Source organism: Candidatus Methylomirabilota bacterium (assembly GCA_036001065.1).
Taxonomy (GTDB): domain Bacteria; phylum Methylomirabilota; class Methylomirabilia; order Rokubacteriales; family CSP1-6; genus MNEF01.
The window spans coordinates 1-15,113 of record DASYUQ010000090.1 but is presented as its reverse complement, the minus strand read 5'-3'; the positions used below and the strand labels follow the sequence as shown (position 1 = coordinate 15,113).

Annotated in this window: 13 protein-coding genes; 11 read left to right on the top strand and 2 right to left on the bottom strand. The window is 70.6% G+C overall.

Annotated features, from left to right (window positions below):
- Positions 1-7 precede the first annotated feature (7 nt).
- Positions 8-424, bottom strand: coding sequence for a hypothetical protein (locus VGV13_08070; protein ID HEV8641039.1), 417 nt, complete (start codon positions 422-424; stop codon positions 8-10).
- Positions 424-1,161 carry a tetratricopeptide repeat protein gene (locus tag VGV13_08065; protein HEV8641038.1) on the bottom strand — a complete coding sequence of 246 codons (738 nt, stop codon included), beginning with the start codon at positions 1,159-1,161 and terminating at the stop codon, positions 424-426. The genes VGV13_08070 and VGV13_08065 overlap by 1 nt, the downstream gene beginning before the upstream one ends.
- 370 nt (positions 1,162-1,531) lie before the next feature.
- Here VGV13_08065 and VGV13_08060 point away from each other — a divergent pair, with 370 nt between their 5' ends.
- From VGV13_08060 to VGV13_08010, 11 genes are all read left to right on the top strand, one after another.
- Positions 1,532-1,894 (top strand): response regulator, encoded by a 363-nt coding sequence (locus tag VGV13_08060; GenBank protein ID HEV8641037.1) that lies wholly within the window; start codon positions 1,532-1,534, stop codon positions 1,892-1,894.
- On the top strand, positions 1,891-2,364 hold the full coding sequence (locus VGV13_08055) for a chemotaxis protein CheW (GenBank protein ID HEV8641036.1): 474 nt from the start codon (positions 1,891-1,893) through the stop codon (positions 2,362-2,364). The genes VGV13_08060 and VGV13_08055 overlap by 4 nt, the downstream gene beginning before the upstream one ends.
- A 14-nt stretch (positions 2,365-2,378) precedes the next feature.
- Positions 2,379-3,704, top strand: coding sequence for an ABC transporter substrate-binding protein (locus VGV13_08050; GenBank protein HEV8641035.1), 1,326 nt, complete (start codon positions 2,379-2,381; stop codon positions 3,702-3,704).
- Between the two features lie 14 nt (positions 3,705-3,718).
- The gene (locus VGV13_08045; protein HEV8641034.1) at positions 3,719-5,503 is read left to right on the top strand and encodes a methyl-accepting chemotaxis protein; all 1,785 of its coding nucleotides are present in this window, start codon (positions 3,719-3,721) and stop codon (positions 5,501-5,503) included.
- A gap of 26 nt (positions 5,504-5,529) precedes the next feature.
- On the top strand, positions 5,530-8,448 hold the full coding sequence (locus VGV13_08040; protein HEV8641033.1) for an Hpt domain-containing protein: 2,919 nt from the start codon (positions 5,530-5,532) through the stop codon (positions 8,446-8,448).
- A 7-nt stretch (positions 8,449-8,455) separates the two neighbouring features.
- On the top strand, positions 8,456-9,232 hold the full coding sequence (locus VGV13_08035) for a DUF4388 domain-containing protein (GenBank protein ID HEV8641032.1): 777 nt from the start codon (positions 8,456-8,458) through the stop codon (positions 9,230-9,232).
- A 12-nt stretch (positions 9,233-9,244) separates the two neighbouring features.
- Complete coding sequence (locus tag VGV13_08030) at positions 9,245-10,105, top strand: response regulator (GenBank protein ID HEV8641031.1); 861 nt, start codon at positions 9,245-9,247, stop codon at positions 10,103-10,105.
- Positions 10,105-12,321: a hypothetical protein gene (locus VGV13_08025; protein ID HEV8641030.1), complete on the top strand. Its 2,217-nt coding sequence runs from the start codon at positions 10,105-10,107 to the stop codon at positions 12,319-12,321. The genes VGV13_08030 and VGV13_08025 overlap by 1 nt, the downstream gene beginning before the upstream one ends.
- A 3-nt stretch (positions 12,322-12,324) precedes the next feature.
- Positions 12,325-12,933 (top strand): ADP-ribosylation factor-like protein, encoded by a 609-nt coding sequence (locus VGV13_08020; GenBank protein HEV8641029.1) that lies wholly within the window; start codon positions 12,325-12,327, stop codon positions 12,931-12,933.
- The gene (locus VGV13_08015) at positions 12,930-13,415 is read left to right on the top strand and encodes a roadblock/LC7 domain-containing protein (protein HEV8641028.1); all 486 of its coding nucleotides are present in this window, start codon (positions 12,930-12,932) and stop codon (positions 13,413-13,415) included. The genes VGV13_08020 and VGV13_08015 overlap by 4 nt, the downstream gene beginning before the upstream one ends.
- 22 nt (positions 13,416-13,437) lie before the next feature.
- Positions 13,438-15,113 (top strand): ATPase, T2SS/T4P/T4SS family (locus tag VGV13_08010; GenBank protein HEV8641027.1); only part of this gene is annotated, 1,676 nt, incomplete at its 3' end.

Here is a 15,113-nt window from a genome sequence, read left to right as displayed (position 1 = left end):
CGGGAGGTCACCGGCTCCAGGCCTGCCGCACGGTGTCCATCGCCGTGCGCATCGCGAAGCGGACCTTGTCGCGGTTCACCTCCGCGTCGCCCAGCAGGACGATGAAACCCACCGGCGTGCCGCCGAGAAACACGGTCCCGTCGCCGTCGGCGAAGTGTGCCATCAGGAACGTGCCGCGCCGGAGCCGCGGCCCACGGAGCTCCAGCTCGCGGCCGAGCGTCGCGGCCAGCGCCGACAGCGGCTCCACCGCGATCTCGGTTGGTAGATCGGCGGCGATGACGAGCCCGTCGGGGGCGACCAGAAGGCCGCCGCGGACGTGCTCGAGCTTCACCAGCTCGCCGAGCACGTAGCGGAAGTCCCGGCCGCGGGCGGGCTGTAGCTCGATCGCCGAGTTCACGTTCCCGTTGCTGTAGGAGGGCATCATCACGCCACCTGAGTCGCCAGCTCATGGCGACAGTTAGTCCAGACACGTTCGAGATGGGCCAGGCCCGCGCTAGTGTCGATGTCGCGGCCGAACGCGATCGAGAGGACCACCTCGCCGTCGGTCCTCAGGAACGTCGTTTCGGCGGCGCCCTCGATGACGGCGTGGTGGAGCGGGCCGAGCCCTGACCGCGCGAGCATGGCGGAGGCGACCCGGCACAGCTGAGAGGTCAGCGCGGCTATCTCCTCCGTCCGGGCGCCCCGCGGTTGGGCGAAGATCAGCGTGGCGTCGACCCGCGCCAGCAGCGCCTCGCGGCTGTCCACCGGCACGCGCAACCGATCGACGTGCACCACCGGGCGCGGCGTGGGCGCCGGCGCCACCGGCACGCCGACGCTCCTGACGACCTCCAGCAACGCCTGGGCCTCGGGGAACTCGGGGTAGTGGGCGAGCGCGCGTCTCAGGACCTCCATGCAGGTGCCGGCCTCGCCTTCCTCGAAGGCGATCCGCGCGAGCCCCAGCAGAGCGCGCGGCTGCCTGGGATCGAGCGCCAGCACGCGCTCGAACGCCGCCCTGGCCAGGTGCGCCTCGCGAAACACCGTGTGCAGCGAGCCCGCCAGGAGGAGACCGACGACGTTGTCGGGATCGAGCCGGAGCCCCTGAGCGACGAGACTCGTCGCCTCTTCGAACTTTCCCTGGTCGCGACAGCGGCTCGCTTGACGAAAGAGCTGGACCGTCGTCACGGGAGACCGCTCACCCTTGACAGTCCTCCAGAGACGCGTGAGCACCATAGCTCGCGCTAGGCATTCAATTTTCTGGCCAAGTCCGGACCGCGCCCTGAAAGCCTGCGTCGACGGGACCTTGTCCCCCGGGGAGCCAGCGCGGCATGACAGCGTGTCATGGCCCGGACCAAGTTGTCACCGTGGACCCATGCGTTCGGCCTACCCCTGAGCGACCCGGCGCCGCCCCGGCGCCGCCTGGCGGCCGAGCAGACCGCCGTTTTTGTTCGATTTCGCCGGGGCCTGGGGACCGGGGCGCCTTTGGCAGATGGGTTGCACCCCCTTCCCCAATCGACACTTCGGCGGGCGCGCCGCCAGGAGGCCTGCATCCACGATGGCAAAGGTGATGGTGGTCGACGACGCCTACTCGGATCTTCATTTCATGGAATCCATCCTCAAGTCGGCCGGTCACGAGGTCGTGACGTACCCCGACGGCGAGCAGCTCGAGGAGAAGGTCGCGGTGGAGCGACCGGACGTGCTGCTGCTGGACATCGTCATGCCGAAGCGCAACGGCTTCGACGTCCTCCGCGGCCTCCGCAAGGACCAGCGCACGAAGCAGACGCGCGTCGTCGTTGTCAGCTCCAAGAACCAGGAGAGCGACCGCGCCTGGGGACTCAAGCAGGGCGCCGACGAGTATCTGCCCAAGCCCTTCACGGCCGAGCAGCTCCTCACGGCCGTCCGGCGGTTCGCCCGGTGACGACGAGCCTGCTCGACACCTCGGCGGTGGTCCGGGCCTGCGTCTTCATGCTCGGCGGCGAGCCGTTCGCCCTGGATGTCGCGCGCGTCCGCGAGGTCGTGATCTTCGACGAGTTCACCGCGGTGCCGCTGGCGCCTCCGCACGTCATCGGGCTGGCCAACCTCCGCGGTGATGTCATGCCGATCGTCGACGCGCACGGCCTCCTCGGATTGCCTCTCCGCCGGCCTGGCCGCGCGCAGCGGACGCTGGTCGTCGGCGCGGACGGCCTGGAGATCGCGCTCGTCATCGACGGCGTGATGAGCCTGGAGGCGTTCGGCGAGATCGTGCCGGTCGAAGAGGCGGCGGGACGACCCTGCGCTCGGTGGACGCTCGGGTTCCTCAAGCGTGACGACCTGCTCGTCCCGCTGCTCGACGCGGAGAAGGTCATCAATGCGCTCCGGCCGGCGACGGCACGGAGCAGCGCGGCCTGAGGGGAGGAAGGAGCATGGAGCGGCGCCAGATTCTCAAGATCCTCACGGGAACGGCGATCGGTGTCCTCGCCCCGCGGGAGCTGGCCTGGCCGGAGCCGCCGGCTCGGGGCGGCCTGAGAGCTCGCGAACTGGCCCTGCCGGAGCCGCGGACGGCGAGCGCGCCCGGCGTCAGCACCCGCGACATCAAGATCGGCATGAGCGCCGCGTTCAAGGGGACGGCGGCGGGGCTGGGCACCGAGCTCTACCGCGGCGCCCAGGCCTACTACAACGAGATCAACGGCCGGGGCGGCATCTACGGGCGGACGATCAGCATCGTCACGCTCGACGACGGCTATGAGCCGACGCCGTGCATCAAGAACACGCTGCAGCTGATCGAAAAAGAGCAGGTGTTCTTCCTCTCCAACTACGTGGGCACGCCGACGCTCACCCGGGCCCTGCCGGTGATCAAGCGCTACGCCGACCAGCAGGTCATCCTGGTGGGGAACTTCACCGGGGCCCAGCCCCAGCGCGAGGAGCCTTACGTCGATCAGGTGTTCAACGTCCGCGCCTCCTACCGGCAGGAGATGATGGCGCTGGTCGACCGTTTCTGGCAGGCCGGCGCGCGGAGGTTCGGCGTCTACTACCAGATCGACGCCTACGGGCGGAGTGGCACCGACGGCGTCGCCCGCGGGCTGGCGCAGCGGGGGGCGAAGATCGTCGCCGAGGCGACCTACATCCGGGGCGCCAAGTTCGAGGACGACATGACGCCGGCGGTGAAGGCGCTCCGCGGCGCCGGGGTGGACGTGGTGCTGTGCACCGGCGCCTATCAGGGCTGCGGCGCCTTCGTCAGGTCCGTCCGCGATGCCGGCTGGAACGTGCCCATCTCCAACGTGTCGTTCGTCGGCTGCGAGGCGATGCTGAGCCTCCTGCTCAAGCACGGCAAGACGACGAGGCGCGACTACACGCAGGCGCTGATCAACTCGCAGGTGGTGCCGAGCTACGACGACCCCACGCTGCCGGCGGTGGTCGAGTACCGCGCGCTCATGGAGAAGCACAACCCGAAGGTCCCCGACGCGCTGCGGGACCCCAAGTACGTACCCGAGCTCCTGAGCTTCCGCAGCCTCGAAGGCTTCGTGAACGCCAAGGTGATCGTGGAGGCGCTCCGCCGGGCCGGGCCGAACCCCACCCGGGCGGGCTTCCGCCAGGCGCTGGAGTCGATGCGAAACGTCGATCTCGGCATCGGCGCGCCCCTTACCTTCAGCCCGGAGCGGCACCAGGGCCTGGACAGCGTCTACTTCACCCGCGTCGACAACGGCCGGTGGGTGCCCGTCAACGACTGGACGGCGGCGGTCAAGGCATGACCAGGGAGAAGGCGATGGCGAAGAAACAGGACAAACCTCGGTTCGGTCTGCTGCCGAAGATCATCCTCTTCCTCGGGGCGGCGCTGGTGCCGCTGGCGGCGATCACCTGGTGGATCGCCGTCCAGGCCCTGACCACCAAGATGACCGACGAGTTCAGCTCGAAGGGCATCGCCATCGCCAGGAGCCTCGCCAGCTCCGGGGTGGACCTGCTCCTCACCCGTGACGCCTCGACGGTCCAGGCCGTCGTCGACCAGTTCGCCGCCATCCCCGGCGTCGCCTACGTCATGGTGTACGACCCGCAGAAGACGCTGGTCGCGCATACCTTCTCGCCGATCGTGCCGCCCGGCATCATCGAGCAGAATCCGGTCCCGGGCGAGGCGGCCCAGCAGATCAAGGAGATCCGGTATCCCGATCCCGTCACCGGCGCCGGCCGTCACATCATCGACATCGGCGTGCCGGTGCTGGCCGGCCAGCTCGGCACCGTGCGCGTGGGCATGGACCAGGCGATCATCACCGACGCCGCCTTCCACGAGGGCCAGAAGCTGCTGCTGGTGTTCGCCGGCGTGGCCGTGGCGGTCGTCCTGGCCAGCGTCCTCTTCGCGCGCCGCATCACCCGCCCCATCGCGCACGTCGTGCACGCCGCCGAACGGGTCGGCCAGGGCGATCTCTCGAAGCTTGTTCCCGTCACGTCCCATGACGAGATCGGCCAGCTGGCCATCACCTTCAACGACACCGTGGTCCGGCTCCGGTCCCTCGTCCAGACCGAAACCGAGCGCGACGATGAGCGGCGCAAGCGCGAGGAGCTGCAGCGGAACATCACCCGCTTCCTCGACGTCGCCACCGAGATCGCCCAGGGCGACCTGACCAAGCGCGGCGAGGTCACCTCCGACGTGCTCGGCAGCGTGGTCGACGCCATCAACGTCATGGTCGGCGAGCTGCACGCCATCATCGAGGACGTGCGCGAGGCGGCCCAGCAGGTGTCGGCGAGCGCCAACGAGATGATCGGCGCCATGGAGCAGACGGCCGCCGGGGCTCAGACCCAGTCACGGGAGGCGGTCGGCGTGAGCCGCGCCGTGGAGGAGTTGACACGTTCCATGCGTCAGGTGGCCGAGAACGCCGAGGCTTCGGCCGGCGCGGCCAAGCAGACGCTCGATTCCGCCGCCAGGGGCGAGCAGGCGGTGCGGGGCAGCCTGGCCGGCATGCAGCGGATCCGGGGCGAGGTGCAGGGGATCTCGAAGAAGATCAAGGGGCTCGCCGACCGGTCGCTCGAGATCTCCGAGATCGTCAACACCATCGAGGAGATCGCGTCCCAGACCAATCTATTGTCCCTCAACGCCGCCATCGAGGCGGCCGGCGCCGGTGAGGCCGGGCTGCGATTCGCCGTCGTCGCCGACGAGGTCCGCAAACTCGCCGAGCGCTCGTCCAAGGCGGCCAAAGACATCGTCGTGCTCATCAAGAGCATCCAGAGCGAGACGCAGGAAGCGGTCGTGGCCATGGAGGAGGGCACCCGAGAAGTCGAGACCGGATACAAGGCCACCGTCCAGGCCGGAGACAGCCTGCACGAGATCGGGGACATCTCGCGGAAGTCGGCGGCGCTGGCCGAGGACATCTCGCGGGCGACCCAGGGGCAGGTGCAGGGCGTCGAGAACGCGGCGGTGGCGGTGCAGTCGATCGCCAGCGTCGCGGTGCAGACGGAGAAAGCCGTCATGGAGACGCGCAAGACGATGGATCAGCTCGGGCGAGTCGCCGAGGCGCTGATGGCGAACCTGTCGCGGTTCCGGCTAGCGGCGGGGACGTAGCCCGGAGCGTCCAGGAGCCCGATCCGGTGTCCGAGGCCCCCGACCGCGAGTTCCTGCTGAGCGTCTTCCTGATGGAGGCGTGGGACACCCTTGCCGCGGTCGAAGAGGGCGCCACGGCCCTGGCCGGGAAGGCCGACGCCGACGTCGAGCCGCTTCGTATCGTCACGCATCGACTCCGGGGCGCGGCCGCGCTGAACGGCTTCCCGAGGGTCTCGGCACTGGCCGTCGCGATGGAAGCAACCGTCGAGCGCGCCTCCGCCGCGCCGCCGGCCGCGCGGCCCCGCGCGATCGCGCGCCTGGTCGAGCTGGTGGCGGGTCTCAAGCAGGCGCTCGACGGCATCGGCGCCACCGGCCAGGAGGACGCGGCGGCGATCGGCGCCGTGCTGGGCGCCCAGGCGGTGGCGTCCCCGCCGCCGGCCCCGGCGCCCGGCGCCTCGGGCCTGCTAGCGGCGCTGGACCGCTTCTTCCTCGAGAACGGGGACGTAGTCGAGTACTTCATTCCGGAAGCCACCGAGCACCTCGAGCTGATGGCGCAGTCGCTGCGCGCCCTCGAGCAGCAGGGACGGAGCGACGCCGAGCTGGCCACCCTCTTCCGGGCCGTGCACACGCTCAAGGGCGCCGCCTACACGGTCGGCTGCACGATCATCGCCACCCTCGCCCACCGCATCGAGGATCTCCTCGGAGAGATCCGCGAGAACCAGCGGCCGCTCACGCCGGCAGCCCTGGAGGCGGTCTACGCCGGCCTCGATGCGCTGCGTCTGCTGATCCGCAGCGCCGAAGGCGTGCCGGCGGGGCGCGAGGAGACGTTCGGACACGCGGCCAGCCTGCTCGCCTCGCTGACGCCGGCCGCCGAGGCGGCGCCGCCCCCCGAGCTGGCGACGCTCCCCGCCGCCGGGACGGCCCAGCGCGAGCCGGTGACGATGGCCCGGCCCGTCGCGCCGGAGCCGGAGGCGGCCGCCCCGCCCGCCGTCGCCGGGCGGGCGTCGCCGCCGCCGTCGCCGAGCGCACCGAGGACCGCGCCCGAGCGGCCGCTCCGTCCGAGCATCCGCGTCAACCTCGATCGCCTGGACGCCCTCATGAACCTGGTGGGCGAGCTGGTCATCGCGCGCAGCCGTCTCGAGCGGCACCTGGCACAGCTCGACCGGGTGGGTGAGCTGCTCGTCTTCACCCAGACACGCATGACGCAGGCCTTCGGGGAGTTCGAGACCAAGTACGTGAATCCCGGGTTACCGGGAGTGGGCGGGGCGGGGGCCGGCGCCCGCCGACGCGGACCCGATGCCGCCCTCGGTCCATCGCCCGCGCCCGCCCCCGCGCCATCGCCAGCGGACGCGTTCGCCGAGCTGGAGTTCGACCGGTACGACGACTTCAACATCCTGGCGCGGCGGGCGGCCGAGCTGGCGGGGGACATCTCGGAGGTTCAGCTCCAGCTCGCCGCGCTCGTGCGCGCCGTGCGGGAGGACGCCGCGCGCATGCAGCAGCTCAGCGGCGAGCTGCGCAGCGAGATCACCCGCGCGCGCATGGTCCCCATCGGCCGGCTCTTCGCCCGCTTCGAGCGACAAATGCGGGAGGCCGCGCGGGCGGCCGGCAAGACCGTCGGGCTGGAGGTCAGCGGCGAGGCGGTGGAGATGGACAACACGGTCATCGAGCAGATCACCGACCCGCTGCTGCACCTGTTGCAGAACGCCATCGCGCACGGCATCGAGACGGAGGACGAGCGGCGGGAGCGCGGCAAGGCTTCGCACGGCACGATCCGCCTGAGCGCCGTGCACAAAGGCGGCGCCATCTATATCGAGGTGGCCGACGACGGGCGTGGCATCGACATCGAGCTCGTGAAGGCGCGGGCCGTTGAGGATGGCTTCGTGAAGCCCGAGGCGCTGGCCCTGATGAGCGAGCATGACGTGCTCGACCTCCTCTTCCTGCCGGGCTTCAGCACGGCGCCGACGGTCACGACCGCCGCCGGCCGCGGCGTCGGAATGGACGTGGTCCGCACGAACGTCGGCCGGCTCGGCGGCGAGATCGACGTCCAGACCGAGGTCGGCGCGGGAACGCGGTTCACCCTCAAGCTGCCGCTGACGGTCGCGATCGCGGACGCCCTGCTGGCGCGGATCGGGACCGAGACCCTGGCCATCCCGGTGCCGGCGGTCAAGGCCATGGTCCGCGTTCGTCCGGACGAGATTCAGGGCGCGGGCGGGGTCGAGACGGTGGAGGTGGAGGGGCAGCGCCTCGACGTCGTCCGCCTCGATCGCATCCTCGGGCTGACGAGCCTGCACCCCGGAGGGCCGCTGCCGATCGTCGCGCTCCGCACCGGCCGCAAGACGCTGGCGGTCGTCGTGGACGAGCTGCTCGGCAAGGAGGAGATCGTCATCAAGCGCCTGGGCGCCTTCCTGGAAGGCGTCGGCTACTTCTCGGGGGCCACGGTGTCGGGCGACGGGCGCGTCATCCTCCTGCTCGATCCCGTGCGGCTCCTGGAAGCGGGCGGGGGGGCCGAAGCGACGCGGAGCGCCGCGGTCACCGTCGACAGCCCGCCGGCCGTCGCCTCGCGCGCGCCGCAGGCGGCCCGCAGCGTCCTCCTCGTGGACGACTCGGTGAGCGTGCGCAAGTTCGTGGGACAGATGCTGGAACGGGCCGGCTTCCAGGTCGTCACCGCGAACGACGGCGCCGAGGCGCTCCATCTGCTCGGCGACGACCTGGTCGTCAAGGTCGTCGTCACCGATCTCGAGATGCCGCGCCTCAACGGCTACGAGCTCATCCGCGACCTCAAGCGACGGCCGGCCACGCGCGACCTGCCCATCGTCGTCCTGACCACGCGCGCGGGGGAAAAGCATGTGGGTCTGGCGCGGCAACTCGGCGTCCAGCACTACGTCACCAAACCTGTCGACGAACAGGCGTTCGTCCAGCTCATCGACGCCCTGACGGCGACCGAGACCGCGGGAGTGGCGGTCTGAGGCGCGCATGCCGCGCGTGCTGCTGATCGATCCCGATCGGGACGGCCTGGCGGCTCTGCAGAAGGCGCTGGGCGATGCGGGGCTCACGAACGTGGCCGCCGTCCCCAGCGCGTCCTTCGCGCTGACCATGCTCGAGCGCGATCGGCCCGACCTCATCGTGAGCCGGGCGGGCGTCCCCGACATCGACGGCTACGAGCTGTGCTCGATCGTCCGCAGCGACCCCTCGATGGCCGGCGTGCTCTTCCTGCTGCTGGCGGAACCGGGCGACGCCGGCCCCACGGGGGGGATCGAGGGGGCGCCGGATCGGACGCTGGTGGGCGAGCTCACGGCGGCGACGATCGTCAGCGAGGTGATGAATCTGCTGGGACACGACCAACCCGCCGACGTCCCCGGTCCGGCGACGCCTGACGCCGAGCCGGCTCACGGCCTGCACGGCTCCCTGGGGGTCATGGACCTGCCGGATCTCACCCAGGCCATCGCCCTCGGCAACAAGACCGGCATCCTGGCACTCGTGCTCGGCTCGGGCGAGGGCGTCGTCGTCTTCGGCCACGGCCGGATCGTGCACGCCGAGTTCGGGCGGCTGGTGGGCGAGCCGGCGTTCGCGGCGCTGGTGATCGCCGCGCACAAGGAGGGGCGCGGCAGCTTCACCTTCAACGCGGTCGAGGTGCTCGCGCCAAACGTCCCCAAGACGATCCAGCGGAGCGTCAAGCAGCTCTTGCTCAGCACGGCGGCCGAGATCGACGAGGGACAGGCGGGCCCGGCCGCCATCGTCCCCATCAAGTAGGAGGAACGCGCGATGCCCAAGGTCCTCGTGGTCGACGACAGCCTGAGCGTCCGCAAGGTCGTCGAGAAGGCGCTCGAGGGGCGGAGCGTGCAGGTGCTGTCTGCGGCCTCGGGCACCGAGGCGATCGAGCGCATCGAGCAGGAGCGACCGGACGTGGTCATCTGCGACGTGATCCTGCCCGACAAGGACGGCTACCAGATCTGCGAGTTCATTCGCGCGCACCCCGCGATGGGCAACACGCCGGTCCTGCTGATCTCGGGCATGGTGAACAGCACGGTCCTGGCCCGGGCCGCCGAGGTGCAGTCCGACGACGTCATGTTCAAGCCGTTCGCGGCCGACGAGCTGGTGCGGAAGATCGACGCCCTGCTGAGCGGTCGGGGCAACGGCGCTCACCTCGCACCGCCGGCGACCAGCACCGTCGGCCGGGCGCCGGCTACCCTCGCGTCCCCTCCGCCGGCCCGCGCGCCGTTCGTCGCGCCCGCGCCCCCGTCCGTCGCCGAGCCCGGTGGAGGGACGGCGGTCGAAAGCCTGAAAGCCCGCCTGCAGGCGCTGGCCGCCACGCCGGGCATTCGCTTTGCCGCGCTCGCCGATCGTGAGGGGTTCCTCATCGAATCGGCGGGAGAGCTGGCGGCGAAAGTGGAGGAGGCCAGCGCGCTGGCGTCGTGCCTGGCGGAATCGTCCGACGGGCTCGGCCGGGAGCTCGGTCAGGGGGCGCTGCAGGGCATCATCCTCGAATACGGATCCGGGATCCTGCTGCTGCACGGCGTGGGGCCGACGGCCCTGCTGGCGGTCCTGATCAGCGATCCTGCGGCGCTGGGCAAGGTGCGTTACTACGTGAAGAAGATGCTGCCGGAACTTCAGCGGATCCTCTGATGGGGACCAGGGCATCGTCGAGAATCGGCCCGGCGGCGTGGCTCGCGTCCGCGCTCGGTCTGGCGCTCTACGCCGGCGCCGCGTTCGTGGTCCTCACGCTGGATCTCGGCGTGAGCCTGCCGGGGCCGTGGTGGATGCCGCTCGTGCTTCCGCCTTTCGTGTACGCGGTCCTCTTCCTGATCGGTCTCTGGCGCTTCTCGCTGGAGCGCGCGCTCGTCGCGCTGGGAGCGCTGGGCGGGGTGCACGCGCTCCTCGCCGTGGGGACGGTCTTTCTCTTCGCCGTCGCCGCGCCGACGGTCACCGCTCTGGTGGAAGCGCCGTGGAGCTCCCCCGCCCTGACGCTGCTGCCGCTGGTGGGCGCCCTGCTGATGTTGGCGCCGTACCGCCCGCTGCTCGAGACGCGGCGGCATGCGCGCCGCGACGTCCGCGCGACCTCGCGCCCGAGCCCCGCCAACCGGCCCCCCGCGCCGCCGGCGCCGGCCGCACCAAGCCCGGGCCCTCGCGGGGCCAAGGACCAGGGCGCTGCGCCCCCGGCGCGGGCCGGCCAGCCGGACCGCATCATCGTTCCTCCGCCTGCGAAGCCGCCCACGCCGGAGGCGCCCCCGGCTCCACCGCCGGCGCCCCGACCGGAACCACGGCCGGCGCCCCAGCCGGAACCACGACCGGCGCCCCGGCCGGAACCACGACCGGAACCACGGCCGGCGCCAGCGGCGCGCCCGCCGGCCGCGGAGCCGGTGGAGGAGATGATCCGCATTCCCTTCGCTCGCGTGGTCGACCAGCTACCCGTCGAGATATTTCTGCTGACGCGCGACCGCGTGTCGGCCAATCTCCTCGAGGCCGGCTACCTGCTGATTCCTCAGCGCCTGATCCTGCCGCAGCTCGGCGAAGGCCTGGTGCAGGTCGGGTGGGAAGTCATCGCCGACCAGTTCCCTCGCCAGGCTCTCGCGCTACCCGACGCCGACATCACCCGGCGGATCGACAACGGGGCGCTGGTGTTGCCGCTCGACGAGATCGTGCGTCAAATGCCTCCCGAGCTGTTTGTCGTGTCCACGCCGACCATCGACGTGCGCGGGATCGAGGACTTTCCGCCGCCCTTCCAGCCGCACGTCCCGCCGCCCTCGGGGATGACGGAAGAGCCCGCGCTCGAGACGCCGGTCGAAGAGCCCACCGATGTCCAGGAGGAACCCGCGGAGCCCATGGCCATCGAGACGGGGCCGGCGCCGGAGATCGAGGCCGTGAGTGCCGACGCGGAGACGCCGTCCGAGCCGGAGCGCGCGGTACCGCTGGCGGCGGTGCTGCCCGAGCGGTCCCCGGTCGGGCTCGATCCCGGGCCCGAGGCGCCGGCCGCGCCGGTGGAGTCTCCACTCGAGCGCCGGACGTCATCGAGGGCGGTGGAGGGAGGAGAGACGCGCGAGGCGCAGCGCATGGCCGCCCTGCTCGGGCCAGCGATGAGCCCGCTCGAGGTGTACCCGCGACAGGGCGGCGGCGCGACGCTCTTCACCGTGGTGTCGCCAGGCTTGAGCGCGGACGCAATCGCCGACGCGGCGGCGCGGGTGCTGCCCTTCCTGGCCGACGCGCGGCTGCCGGCGCCGGTGACGCAGGCCACGCTTCGCGGAACGGACGCCGCCGTCGTGCTCACGCCCTTCGCTGCCGCCGACCTGACAGGCCCTGTGCTGGTCACGGCGGTGGCTTCCGGTGCGCCGCTGGCGCTGCTCGAGCGCCTGTCGCTACGCGCGGCCGGCGAGGGGCGCGTCGTCGGTTGGGGCGGGGCTCGCTCGGGAAGATCCGGGATTCCCGACCAACCGAGAGAGCCCCGCTCTGCCGGCGTCGCCGAACTGCGGGATGCCACGGTTCCGGCGGACGTGCGCGTTCTGGCGGACTCGTTGCGGGCGTTTGGTTCCGTGACGCCGACCGTGCTGCGCGATCCGGCGGGGACGCTCCTCGTCTACCTGTTCCTGCGACCCGGGCTGCCCGCGCTCCCCATCGGGCAGTTCACCCGTGATCTGCACGGCGCGCTGGAGGCGGCTGAGATCGGTTCGGTGTCCACGGTCGTTCTGCGACTGGAGACGGCGCGGGTGGTCGTACGCACCGTAGAGACGACCGCGAGCTGCACGACCCTGCTGGTGGTGGGCGGCGGGACCCTGGACCGTCCGGGGCTGGCGCGACTCGAGCTCGACCGCGCGGCCACGCGCCTGCGCGAGGCTCCGAGGGGTTGAACCGTGTCCGTCATCAATCACGCCGAGAAGGTCATCAACCTCAAGATCGTGTATTACGGCCCCGGTGTCGCGGGAAAGACGGCGAATCTCCAGTACATCCACCGCTCCCTGCCCCACGCCAACAAGGGCAACATGATCTCGCTGGCCACCGGGGACGATCGGACGATGTTCTTCGACTTCCTTCCCGTCTCGGCCCTCATGGTGCGTGGGTTCGAGACGCGCTTCCAGCTCTACACGGTCCCCGGGCAGGTGCTCTACAACATGACACGGCGTCTCGTCCTCCGCGGCGTCGACGGGCTGGTGTTCGTGGCCGACTCGCAGTTCGAGCGACTCCGCGAGAACGTCGAGAGTCTCCGAAATCTGGAGGAGAACCTCCGGGAGTACGAGCAGTCTCTGGACGAGCTCCCCTACGTGGTCCAGTACAATAAGCGTGACCTTCCGAACGCGGCGCCGATAGACTATCTGGAGTACGTCCTCAACCGGCGGGCCCAGCGGGTTCCGTTCTTCGAGGCGGTGGCCACGGACGGGAAGGGGGTCTTCGACACTTTGAACACGGTCTCCCGCATGGTGCTGGCCAGCGAGTTCGGAGATGTCCAAAAGGGAGCGCCATGAAGGTGCGTGACATGGTGATCCACGAACAGGACGCGGCGCGGATCAACCAGATCCTCGGGCGCTTCCTTCGCGAATCGAGCGCCGCCGAAGCGCTGCTCATCGACCGGAGCGGCCAGCTCCTGGCCATGGACGGCGTCTCCCGGGCGCTCGACACGGTCTCCATCTCCGCGCTGGCCGCAGCCGCCTTCAGCTCCACCAGCGCCATGGCCCAGCTCCTGGGCGAGACCGAGTTCACGGTGCTCTTCCACGAAGGCAACAAGCAGTCCATCCACGTCTCGACCGTCGGCGAGGAAGCGATCCTGCTGGCGATCTTCGACGAGCGGACGACGGTGGGCATGGTGCGGCTCTTCGCGAAGGAAGCGAGCAAGGCGATCGGCGCCGTCCTCGCCGAGACGCGAACGCGGCCCAAGCGGATCGGCGAGTTCGCCACGCCGCTGACCGTGGAGGAAACGCGGCCCACCTGGAAGCCTCCGCAACGCTGAGGCCATCGCCCGGGCCGAGCTGATGGCCCCCAATCCGCCCGACGAGCGGCGAGAACTCACGGAGACCGCGGCGGTCTTCGAGATGATCGCCGAGGCGAACCCTGGCGACCGGAGCGCGCTGGAAGCGCTGTCGGAGATCTACACCAAGCTCGGCGACAAGGAAAAGCTCGCGCGCGTGAGCGCGCGTCTCGGCGCTGCCCGGCCCGCCCGGGAGGCCACGCCTCCGGGCGCCATCCCCAAGCTGCACCCGCCCCCGTCTCCTCTCGGCGCGCCCAAGCTCTCTCCCACCCGCGAGGCGGCGCCGCCGAACCCGCCCAGGCCCTCCCCGGCCCGCGAGGGCTGGCCGCCGTCCGGCCCGCCCAAGCCCTTCCCGGCCCGGGAGACCAAGCCCCCGTCGCGGACCGCGCCGAAGCCGCGTCTGCGTGAGGTCGGCGAGAGCCAGGCCACCCGCCTGCAGCAGCAGCCGTTGGGCGACCTGTTGGTCGCCGGCGGGCTGATCACGCGCGCTCAGCTGGAGCAGGCGCTCCGGCTGCAGCGCACCTCCAAGGAGAAGATCGGCTCGATCCTGATCCGCCAGCGGTTCATCTCCGAGGACCAGCTGGCCGGCTTCCTGTCCGCCCAGTACGGCGTGCCCTCCATCACGCTGGGGACGTTCATCATCGATCCGGACCTCGTCGAGCTCGTGCCCGCCGACGTGGCCAAGCGCTACGACGTGGTGCCGATCAGGCGCGAGGGCGAAACCCTTACGGTGGCCATGGCCGATCCGGTCAACGTCCAGGCGATCGACCAGATAGGGTTCATCACGGGGCTCCGGATCCTGCCCGTGGTGGCGGCGCAAGGCGCGATCCGCGGGGCGATCGAGCGCAGCTACGAGGCGCAGGCGTCGGGACCGGTGGCGGATCTCTTGAGGAGCGCTCTCGCCGGCGACCTCAAGGGCGTCGAGGTCGTCGAGGACCAGGAGGCGGGCGGCAAGGTCGACGTCTTCGAGTTGAAGGGGTCGGCGGACGAGGCGCCGGTGGTGAAGCTAGTGAACATGGTGCTGGTGGACGCCATCCAGAAGGGGGCCTCCGACATCCACTGGGAGCCCTACGAGAAGGTGTTCCGGGTCCGGTTCCGGGTCGACGGGGTGCTGCACGAGATGCTGGCGCCGCCCAAGCGGCTGGAGCCGGCGATCCTCTCGCGGCTGAAGATCATGGCCAACCTGGACATCGCCGAGCGGCGGCTGCCCCAGGACGGGCGGATCAAGCTGCGCTACAACACGCGGGAGATCGACTTCCGGGTGTCGGTGCTGCCCACGATCTTCGGCGAGAAGGCGGTGCTACGCATCCTGGACAAGGACGCGCTGAAGCTGGACCTCTTGCAGCTGGGGTTCGACCCCTGGAGCCTGGAGCAGTTCCAGAAGGCCATCCACCAGCCCTACGGGATGGTGCTGATCACGGGGCCCACGGGCTCGGGCAAGACGACGACGCTGTACTCGGCGATCCACACGATCAACTCCCCCGAGCACAATATCATGACGGCCGAAGATCCTGTTGAATACAACCTAAAGGGAGTGAATCAAGTACAAATCAACGAGGGCATCGGCCGGACCTTTGCCACCGCGCTGCGGTCGTTTCTGCGCCAGGACCCGGACGTGATCCTGGTGGGCGAGACGCGCGATCTGGAGACGGCGCAGATCAGCATCCGGGCGGCGCTGAC

What these genes read in the sequence shown, in the direction of transcription:
- VGV13_08070 (HEV8641039.1), bottom strand. Translation starts at nt 424, where the DNA reads ATGATGCCCTCCTACAGCAACGGGAACGTGAACTCGGCGATCGAGCTA.
- VGV13_08060 (HEV8641037.1), top strand. Translation starts at nt 1,532, where the DNA reads ATGGCAAAGGTGATGGTGGTCGACGACGCCTACTCGGATCTTCATTTC.
- VGV13_08050 (HEV8641035.1), top strand. Translation starts at nt 2,379, where the DNA reads ATGGAGCGGCGCCAGATTCTCAAGATCCTCACGGGAACGGCGATCGGT.
- VGV13_08045 (HEV8641034.1), top strand. Translation starts at nt 3,719, where the DNA reads ATGGCGAAGAAACAGGACAAACCTCGGTTCGGTCTGCTGCCGAAGATC.
- VGV13_08035 (HEV8641032.1), top strand. Translation starts at nt 8,456, where the DNA reads ATGCCGCGCGTGCTGCTGATCGATCCCGATCGGGACGGCCTGGCGGCT.
- VGV13_08030 (HEV8641031.1), top strand. Translation starts at nt 9,245, where the DNA reads ATGCCCAAGGTCCTCGTGGTCGACGACAGCCTGAGCGTCCGCAAGGTC.
- VGV13_08025 (HEV8641030.1), top strand. Translation starts at nt 10,105, where the DNA reads ATGGGGACCAGGGCATCGTCGAGAATCGGCCCGGCGGCGTGGCTCGCG.
- VGV13_08015 (HEV8641028.1), top strand. Translation starts at nt 12,930, where the DNA reads ATGAAGGTGCGTGACATGGTGATCCACGAACAGGACGCGGCGCGGATC.